Source organism: Mesobacillus campisalis (assembly GCF_000986785.1).
Lineage (GTDB): Bacteria > Bacillota > Bacilli > Bacillales > Cytobacillaceae > Mesobacillus_B > Mesobacillus_B campisalis.
On record NZ_LAYY01000022.1, the window covers coordinates 31,988 to 40,119 of the forward strand.

At 43.3% G+C, this 8,132-nt stretch carries 13 protein-coding genes; 4 read left to right on the forward strand and 9 right to left on the reverse strand.

What is annotated here, in order from left to right; all coding sequences use genetic code 11:
- Positions 1–44 precede the first annotated feature (44 nt).
- Together WQ57_RS17355 and WQ57_RS26890 are read right to left on the reverse strand one after the other, a co-directional pair.
- Entirely contained in the window at positions 45–572 is a 528-nt protein-coding gene (locus WQ57_RS17355; RefSeq protein WP_046525027.1) for a hypothetical protein, read from the reverse strand.
- A complete protein-coding gene (locus WQ57_RS26890; protein WP_162200616.1) occupies positions 529–714 on the reverse strand; it encodes a hypothetical protein in 186 nt (61 codons plus the stop codon). The genes WQ57_RS17355 and WQ57_RS26890 overlap by 44 nt, the downstream gene beginning before the upstream one ends.
- Before the next feature lie 94 nt (positions 715–808).
- Between WQ57_RS26890 and WQ57_RS17360 the strand changes: the two genes are divergently transcribed.
- Together WQ57_RS17360 and WQ57_RS17365 are read left to right on the forward strand one after the other, a co-directional pair.
- The gene (locus WQ57_RS17360) at positions 809–988 is read left to right on the forward strand and encodes a hypothetical protein (RefSeq protein WP_046525028.1); all 180 of its coding nucleotides are present in this window, start codon (positions 809–811) and stop codon (positions 986–988) included.
- A gap of 150 nt (positions 989–1,138) precedes the next feature.
- Entirely contained in the window at positions 1,139–2,080 is a 942-nt protein-coding gene (locus WQ57_RS17365) for an EamA family transporter (protein ID WP_046525029.1), read from the forward strand.
- A gap of 65 nt (positions 2,081–2,145) precedes the next feature.
- Here the strand turns inward: WQ57_RS17365 and WQ57_RS17370 are convergent, their stop codons facing one another.
- From WQ57_RS17370 to WQ57_RS17385, 4 genes are all read right to left on the reverse strand, one after another.
- On the reverse strand, positions 2,146–2,379 hold the full coding sequence (locus WQ57_RS17370) for a glutaredoxin family protein (protein ID WP_084820313.1): 234 nt from the start codon (positions 2,377–2,379) through the stop codon (positions 2,146–2,148).
- Positions 2,380–2,484: 105 nt separating this feature from the next.
- Entirely contained in the window at positions 2,485–2,730 is a 246-nt protein-coding gene (locus WQ57_RS17375) for a hypothetical protein (protein WP_046525031.1), read from the reverse strand.
- A 370-nt stretch (positions 2,731–3,100) separates the two neighbouring features.
- The gene (locus WQ57_RS17380) at positions 3,101–3,316 is read right to left on the reverse strand and encodes a hypothetical protein (RefSeq protein WP_046525032.1); all 216 of its coding nucleotides are present in this window, start codon (positions 3,314–3,316) and stop codon (positions 3,101–3,103) included.
- Between the two features lie 158 nt (positions 3,317–3,474).
- Positions 3,475–3,918 (reverse strand): GNAT family N-acetyltransferase, encoded by a 444-nt coding sequence (locus tag WQ57_RS17385; protein WP_046525033.1) that lies wholly within the window; start codon positions 3,916–3,918, stop codon positions 3,475–3,477.
- A 204-nt stretch (positions 3,919–4,122) separates the two neighbouring features.
- On the opposite strand from WQ57_RS17385, the gene WQ57_RS17390 reads away from it, so the two are divergent.
- Together WQ57_RS17390 and WQ57_RS27095 are read left to right on the forward strand one after the other, a co-directional pair.
- A complete protein-coding gene (locus WQ57_RS17390) occupies positions 4,123–5,079 on the forward strand; it encodes a siderophore ABC transporter substrate-binding protein (protein WP_046525034.1) in 957 nt (318 codons plus the stop codon).
- A 185-nt stretch (positions 5,080–5,264) separates the two neighbouring features.
- Positions 5,265–5,990: a hypothetical protein gene (locus WQ57_RS27095; protein WP_046525035.1), complete on the forward strand. Its 726-nt coding sequence runs from the start codon at positions 5,265–5,267 to the stop codon at positions 5,988–5,990.
- Positions 5,991–6,038: 48 nt separating this feature from the next.
- Here the strand turns inward: WQ57_RS27095 and WQ57_RS17400 are convergent, their stop codons facing one another.
- The 3 genes from WQ57_RS17400 to WQ57_RS17410 all read right to left on the reverse strand — a co-directional run bounded on the left by WQ57_RS17400 (position 6,039) and on the right by WQ57_RS17410 (position 8,000).
- Positions 6,039–6,542: an acyl-CoA thioesterase gene (locus WQ57_RS17400; protein WP_046525036.1), complete on the reverse strand. Its 504-nt coding sequence runs from the start codon at positions 6,540–6,542 to the stop codon at positions 6,039–6,041.
- A gap of 156 nt (positions 6,543–6,698) precedes the next feature.
- Positions 6,699–6,866 carry a hypothetical protein gene (locus WQ57_RS26755; RefSeq protein WP_241481569.1) on the reverse strand — a complete coding sequence of 56 codons (168 nt, stop codon included), beginning with the start codon at positions 6,864–6,866 and terminating at the stop codon, positions 6,699–6,701.
- A 192-nt stretch (positions 6,867–7,058) separates the two neighbouring features.
- Entirely contained in the window at positions 7,059–8,000 is a 942-nt protein-coding gene (locus WQ57_RS17410) for a DMT family transporter (protein ID WP_156183175.1), read from the reverse strand.
- Positions 8,001–8,132 lie beyond the last annotated feature (132 nt).

An 8,132-nucleotide genomic window follows, 5' to 3' on the forward strand; every position in this document is an offset into this window, starting at 1 on the left:
TTTTTTTGTATTCCATATTGATTAAATTTAATTTTTTCCTAGTATTATTTCTTCCTGATACTGCATGCAATAATTTTTAATAGAATGACGCCATTTACCACTATACCGAGGGTATAAAAGTTAATAAACAAGGTGTTGGTATATTGATTTAGCCAGGGGTAGCGATAGATCTTTGAGCTGATTATTTCCGGTGGGCCTCCTAGGCTGGTAATTAGATTTACCATAAACTTATATTCCAGAAGGCAAAACAAAAGAAAAAGGGCAAATGCTCCCAACCCCATTTTCATCCGCATAATTGAACTTACATCAATCCTTCCCAAACCCTTCCACAAACTTCTCGCAAAAAGGGCAAACAGCGCCGCTGCCGGCACGACAAACAGGAGTCCGGGATTTCCATTGCCTGAGGTAACATTCGGATTAAAGGTAAATAAATCAACTAAAAAGATGAAGACTATACTTACGCCGAGCCACACTAATATTCCTTTACTGTGAAAAATAGCCATACCATCACCACTTGAATATAAATTTTTAAACGATTGCAGACCCGATTCTGTAGGCATGGTTGTTACCATCCCACATAACCTCCACTTTATCCGTGTATGGTCTAACCCACATTTCATAGTCGGCGGCTTTATCTTCTGTTTCGGGATTTTGCGCAACAACCCTGAACTTGTAATCGGCTGGCCGGTTCCTTGCTTTCCAATAGAATACCATTTCAATGGAACCAGGAAAATAAATATTTTGAAATTTTTGGAACTTACTTTTGCTCCCTCCGTATTATAGCTACCATTTACAGGAGGCGGTAGGTATGAAATCGTTAAAACAGCGCAAATTGGCAAGGGAAGAACGCAGAAGGAAGGCGGAGCACAAAGAGGTCAGATGGCACACCTTTGCTTCTTCAGTATTTGATGTTTTGATCGTGTTATCGGAGGGGCTGATCAGGCTAATCATTATGGGAGTGAAAGGAGTCATTAAAATGATTGATTAGTCTCCTGGAATGGTAACGAGTTCGGTTCATTATCAGCCGCCGCTCCCCCAGAAAATGAGGCAGCAGAACCGTCCCCTTGCATCAAAAGTATAATCGATTTATGATTGGTTTATTGTAAGACTATTTAGAATCCGAAGGGTGCTAGGATATATGGACAGGAAAAAAGGGATATTTCTCGTTATGACGGGGGCGGCTTTATGGGGAATTGGCGGCACGGTTGCCAAAAAGCTGTTTGACGAGTTTGGGATGGATGTGGATTGGCTTGTTACCACTCGATTGCTTATTGCGGGTTTCTTGCTTTTAGGATTGAAATTTTTCGGAAAGGAGCGCTCCCAAATCATTGCGGTTTGGCAAAGCAGAAACACTGCCATTCACTTGTTGATCTTCGGGCTGCTCGGAATGCTTGCAGTCCAATATACATATATGGCTTCCATTCAACATGGCAATGCCGCAGTGGCCACACTCCTGCAATACACCGCTCCGGCGATGATTATCGTTTACTTGATTTTACGCAGACAGGGGGAGCCCACAAGAAGAGATCTTCTGACTATTTCGCTGGCTTTGGCAGGTTGCTTTTTCCTGTTAACAAACGGTTCCCTTTCCCAATTATCGGTGCCGGCACCTGCAATCGTCTGGGGGATTTTATCAGGAGTCGCTTTGGCATTTTATACTTTATATGCCATTCCTTTATTAAAAAAGTTTGACTCCCTTGTTATTGTTGGATGGGCGATGGTGATTGGGGGGATTGCCTTAAGCTTTGTACATCCTCCGTGGCAGATGGACTTCCAAGCGTTAACGCTCGAAGGATATGCATACCTTTTCTTTGTGATTATTTTTGGAACCATGATTGCCTTTTGGTTTTATATAGAAAGCCTGCAAAGCCTCCTGCCGAAGGAATCGAGCCTGCTTGGAAGCATTGAGCCCCTGGCGGCCGTTTTGACCACCGTCTTTTGGCTGAAGCAATCATTCGGAATGTACCAATGGCTTGGAACATCTTGCATCATATTGATGATTTTAGCGGTGGCTTTAGGTGAAAAATCATCTTCCAGCACTGCACAAATTTCTGATAGCAAAAAATCCTTAACCATGTGAACCGATAAAAGCAATAAAAAGCCTGCAGACTCGCTCATCGTGATCTGCAGGCTTAACTATTTTATTTACTTTTTGACATGCTGCATAAGCGTTTCTGGATCAAACCCGAGCACCCAATGGCCATTTACCTTGGTTTGCGGGACGCCCATTTGTCCGGTCTCATCGACCAGCCTTTGAGCCGCAATCGGATCATGCTGAACATTCACTTCTTTGTAGTTTAATCCTTGAGCCTCAAGGAATTCTTTCATCATTGTGCAATACGGTCAAGTATTGGTAGTGTATACAATAATCTCGTTCATTCGCCAGTGCCTCCTAAGGTGTAAAATTTTTTACCCCGGCTTAAAAAGCCAGGCTTATAATTGTTGTTCCCTTTCTTTTCTAAAAAAAACACTGGCGAAGTTCGGTTAAAACCACCTGTTGTGCATTTCCTGCAAAAAAGCTTTCGTAAGGGTATTTCCTGAACCTTCACCGATGATAGAATCGATGCCGCAATAAGGGCATACAGCTGTGGTCTCATGATCCAGCCATTCATCAATTTCATTTGGGTTAAAAATCCTTAAACAATGGAAGCAGCCGCAGAGCTGGTCCTCCCCCAAAGTACTTCGATTATGGCGGCTATGTTGATGGGCATCTTCAAATATATGTTCCACTGTATTACCCCCTTATAAAATAAAGATCCTATCGACCCTTCCTCCATTATATCCCAAACACAGCTGCTGTGGAGGCCTCAAAAATGACGATCTGTCTTTATAGGCTATGTGGCTTATCCTTGCTTATTGCTATATTGGTGACAGTATTTATTAAGTATGCCCGCTTTCTCCTCCCCAATTGCGTTTATATCTCAAAAAGGTAACCTTACCAATGGAATAGCATTAGATATCACTGATGCATCAAAAAGATATACGTTTGCTAGCACACATTGGACGATGAATTATGTATAGCTGTGGTAATTAAAAATAAATAAAATGCCTAAATACATATAAGAGCGGGAGAAAATCCCCCGCTCCTTAAATGCAAAACTCATTTTTCATCTTCATGCTGCTGTTCCCGTCCGAAGCCACCCCACATAAACGAATCCCAATGGTTCCTTCTGGGTGATTCTTCAGCAATGTGTTCATGTGTTTCTTTTGGCTGATGATGGTGATGGTCTTCCTTATCGTGAATGATTTTGACATTCTTGGCATGGATAATCAGGTTGTCAACGTGGATGACCCTTTCCTTTTTCCCTTTAGACATTCTACCCCTCCTCCTTCGGTGGCAAATTCCGTATATTTTATTCAGGAACAGTCCGGGAGTATAGGCAGATGTGTAGAGCACGGGGACGGTTCTCATGCCTCATTCAAAAGGACGTGCCCAAAAGTTTTTTCTTACAGAGTATTCCAAAAGGCCTCTACCTACCCAATCGTTAAATCGTAATGATAAAACTCTTCATCGCGTTTGTATCCATATCTCTCATACAGCCTTTGGGCAGAAATATTGTCTGACGCGGTACTGAGGCTGAGGCTCTTCGCTCCGGTTTCTATCGCCAGCTCTTTGGCCTTGTCTAACAGCTTCTCCCCCACACCCTGTTTTCTTGCATCTGCCACAACAAACAGGTCATTCAAAATCCAGGCCCTTTTCATGGAGATGGACGAAAATGTAGGGTAAAGCTGGGTGAAACCTAGATAATGCTCTTCGTTTTTAGCAACAAAGATGACCGAATCCTGATTCTCCAAGCGTTCTTTTATGTATGTTTTCGTACCTTCCAAATCACTGCCCTGTTCGTAAAACTCTCTATAAAGATTAAATAAACCGGCAATCCCTTCTAAATCCTCCATACCCGCTTGATAAACTTCCATTTGCAACTCTCCCTTTTTTCTTGTCGTTACCCCATTATATAAGTAATTTAAATATAATTTCTATTATTTTGCCAATTCACCAAAAATTGTTCATCCTCCCATAAAACCACCCAACGAAAAATTTTCACAATTTCACCATTGACAAATGATACTGAAAATCATTATCATTTAGGTAGATTAAAAAACTTTATGAGGTGGATTACAATGAACAAGAAACTTGCACTATTTTTCCTTATTGTCACAATGGCAATATTCACTGCCGCTTGTGGCACGAGCTCAAGTGCTCCAGCAGGCACTGAAAAAGAAGCAGCAGCATCTGAACCAGAAACAATCACCGTTAAACACCAGCTTGGCGAAACAACAGTAACAAAAAATCCTGAAAAGGTTGTCGTTTTTGATTTTGGTGTACTAGACTCCCTTGATAAACTTGGCGTTGAAGTGACTGGCCTGCCCCAGGCGAATGTGCCTACATATCTTGAAAAATATAAGGATGCCAAATATAAAAATGCCGGCGGACTTAAAGAACCGGACTTTGAGGCCATTAATGAAATGGCCCCTGACCTGATTATCATCTCCGGCAGGCAGCAGGACTCTTATGAAGAGTTCAGCGAAATCGCCCCTACCATTTTCATGGGTGTGGATACTACTAGATATATGGATTCCTATAAGGAAAATGCGAAGACGCTAGGAGAAATTTTCGGCAAGGAGAAGGAAGTAGAAGCAGAACTTGCAGAAGTGGAAAAGGCGATTGACAGCCTTCATGAAAAAGCTTCGGCTATGGATAAAAATGGCCTGATTGTTCTTGCTAATGAAGGAAACCTCAGTGCCTATGGGCCAGGATCACGCTTTGGCTTGCTGCATGATGTCTTTGGAGTAAAGCCGGTTGACGAAAACATTGAAGCTTCCACGCATGGCCAAAATATTTCATTCGAGTACCTCCTTGAAAAAGATCCGGACTACCTGTTCGTGGTTGACCGCGGAATTGCGGTTGGCGGTAAGGCTTCTGCCAAATCCGTTATTGAAAATAAACTTGTTGAAAATACAAAAGCCGTGAAAGATGGAAATGTTGTCTACCTAAATGCGGATTACTGGTATCTTTCCGGCGGCGGTCTAACCTCTGTAGCCGAGATGGTAAAAGAAGTCGAAGCAGGACTGAAATAATACAATCTCTTCACTAAAAGGCACGCATATAATTTGATGCGTGCCTTTTGGTTCGCAATATGAAGGAGCGCTGTGGCACCCCCCTACCCTTTCGTGTTCTTCCCCATGAATGAAACCAATTGTTTATCGGGCATCCTGTACAGGGAAAAAGGTGTGAGAAAAGAGAAGTGGAGAAAGGTGATTTTATGGAAGGAAAACTTTACTCTGAAGTAGCTGTGCCCATTCAGCATCCATTCGGATTTACACCTGCTAGCAGTGAACAGAGAGATTTCACCTTTGACAGGGATAACCGATGGACCGACTATTTTATTGAAAAAGGCGGGAAGTCCTACACTGTGAGTCTTGATGATCGGGGAAATTGGTTCTTCCTTACTTCGTTTGGGTGTCATTCATTGGATGAACTTAAGCTTTCAAGACAAATTTTCAGGCCTGAATACCTGGAAGACAAGAAGCTCCCGCTAATTGATTTGCTCCAGGAGCTGGAGCTGGAGCCCATTTATGAGGGCCACGACAAAGCGTACGGGCATGTTTTGTCTATCGTCCATGATGTCGATGATGTTCCGCCCTTCATCCAGGGACGGCTTGCGAACTATGACGGCCCAGATGATCCAACCATCATAAAAAGGATTCATTTTATCGAGAATGAGTTGAATGGCGAAAAGACCCGTTTTGTTACCGGATTTGAAACCCGCTCGTTTGCCACCATTACAGATAACCAGTATTACACTGAAAAGATCCATCTGCCCATCAACGCGCGGGATTACCTAAAGCTTTTTGTCTATTTTTCCAGATATGGGCTCCTTCCTTCCCAGCAAATGATGCCAAGGTTTTTGGCCAACCTATGGGCCTCTGCCCAAAGCCTGAACCATAATGCCAATCCGGCGCTCTATAAAATAGAAGAAATACGCTAAAAAGTGCTAAGAACAATCTGCCTTAGCACTTTGGGAAATCAAGCTGCCTTATTTCTTTGCCCCAAACTTTGAGGCAAATTCCCTGCTATGCGACCTTCGCATTTTCCTGTTTTGGGCTCTTTCCTCACCTGATGAAAATAAAAATTCTTCCTCTTCCGTTTCCGGGTAAACGGAAGGAACAGCGGTTGGGTTTCCTTTTTCATCCAAAGCGACAAAGGTTAAAAAGGAGGTAGCCGCGGCCCTTTTTTCCCCGGTAAAAGTGTTCTCGGCGGTCACGCTGACGAATACTTCCATGGAGCTTTTTCCTGTCCATGTAACGAAAGCTTCAAGTGTTACCGCATCCCTCAAGGTAATGGGATGCAAGAAATCGACTGAGTCCATGCTGGCGGTTACCGTCGCCATTCGGCAATGCTTCATGGCGGCAATACCGGCAACCCGGTCAATCCTGCTCATAAGAGCTCCCCCAAATAGGGTGTTATGTCCGTTAGTATCGTTCGGCAAAACCAGGTCAGTCTGAATCGTTCTTGATGCACTGCACGGTTTTTTCTTCATTATGTATTGGCTCCTTTGGTTGAATCAAAGCTGTGGGCAGTTCGGTGAAAAATACACCACATTTTTTATAATAACATTAAAAGAGGTGCAGATAAAATAACAAAGGGATAAGCTTCATGAATGAAGCTTACCCCCCATTGCCTTAAAAAGTTTTGGTCAGGAATACTGCTGGCCCCTGGATCCTTTGCCAGTTAGGTTAGAGACAATCGGCAAAACGGCCTGCATGGCCTGTCCTACGTTTTTCCCACGAGTCATGCTGTAATAAGCAGCTGCACCTATTCCTGCTGATGCCAATATCGGAAGCCACATACGCTGTCCACGCAAACTGAACACCATCCTTTACAGACTTTTTAAAGCCTTATTAGCATAAGCAACCTGCAGGAAAGTATGGTAGCAATGTTTCCCATTTGATGCAAGGGGACGGTTCTCATGTTCTATTTCATTCTAAATCATTTAGGGAGGGTTCAGGGTCATTATTAACTAAAAATGGAAAAAAACTTCTGTACGCACCGTATCCTACTTCGCAACAGAAAGCGGGATTCTTCCGTTCTTTTCAGTTGTCTCCTTTTTGTGTGAAGACAAAACAACTCCAATGAGAACAATGACTCCCCCGACCATTTGGTACCATAAAAATTCTTCCCCTGCAAAAAGCGTAGCAAACAGCGCGGCAAACACCGGCAGCAGATTAATAAAGATGCCCGACTTGGCAGCCCCTGTTTTTGCGACGCCTGTATTCCAGGAAAGGAATGCCACAATGGAAGCAAAGCAGCCGACATAACTCAAGATGAGAAGGCTTTCTCTGTTAAAAATAACCTCAGCCTCTCCCAGACTTAATTCGAGAAAGCTTAATGGCATCAGGATTAGGATTCCAACAAAGGATGTCACATACAAGGTGGTAAAAGCGGGCAAAACCTTAGCGTACTTCTTAATCACAATTGAATAAATGCTCCAGGCGACTACAGCCACCAAAACAAACAAATCTCCCGGGTTGAACCTGAATGCCAGCAAGGCTTCCCATGATCCTTTCGAAAGAATAAAGACAATTCCAATGACCGATAAAATCATGCCTGCTGCCTGCCATCCCGAGAGCCTTTCTTTTAGCATGAAAAACGAAAAGACACCGATGAACAATGGAGTCACCGAATTGACCAGCGACGCGTTGATGGAAGTGGTGAAATGCAGTGAAAAGTAAATGATCGTGTTATATCCAGCCACTCCTGTCACGCTTAACAGAAGGAGAATATATCGATGTTTCCATAAAACCTTAAAGTCCCTGAGCAATGGCTTCGCCAGAAACGGCGTCAGCAATAAAAATGCCACTCCCCACCTTAGTAGCGAAAAGGTGATGGGCGGAAAATACTCTGCCCCCAACCGGCCAATGACGAAATTCCCGCCCCAAATGGCATTGGCAAGAACAAGCAGAAGATAGGCAGAGGAATTCTTTTCAATCGTTTTCAACCTGGTTCACTTCTTTCCGTATAGACAGTACCAGTTAAACAAGCTGCAAGTCTTTATGTAGTTGTCCAACGGCGAGATGCTTCTTCCTGTCCTGTTAGTTTTCCTGCACTTAAACCTCCAAGCCTGCAACAC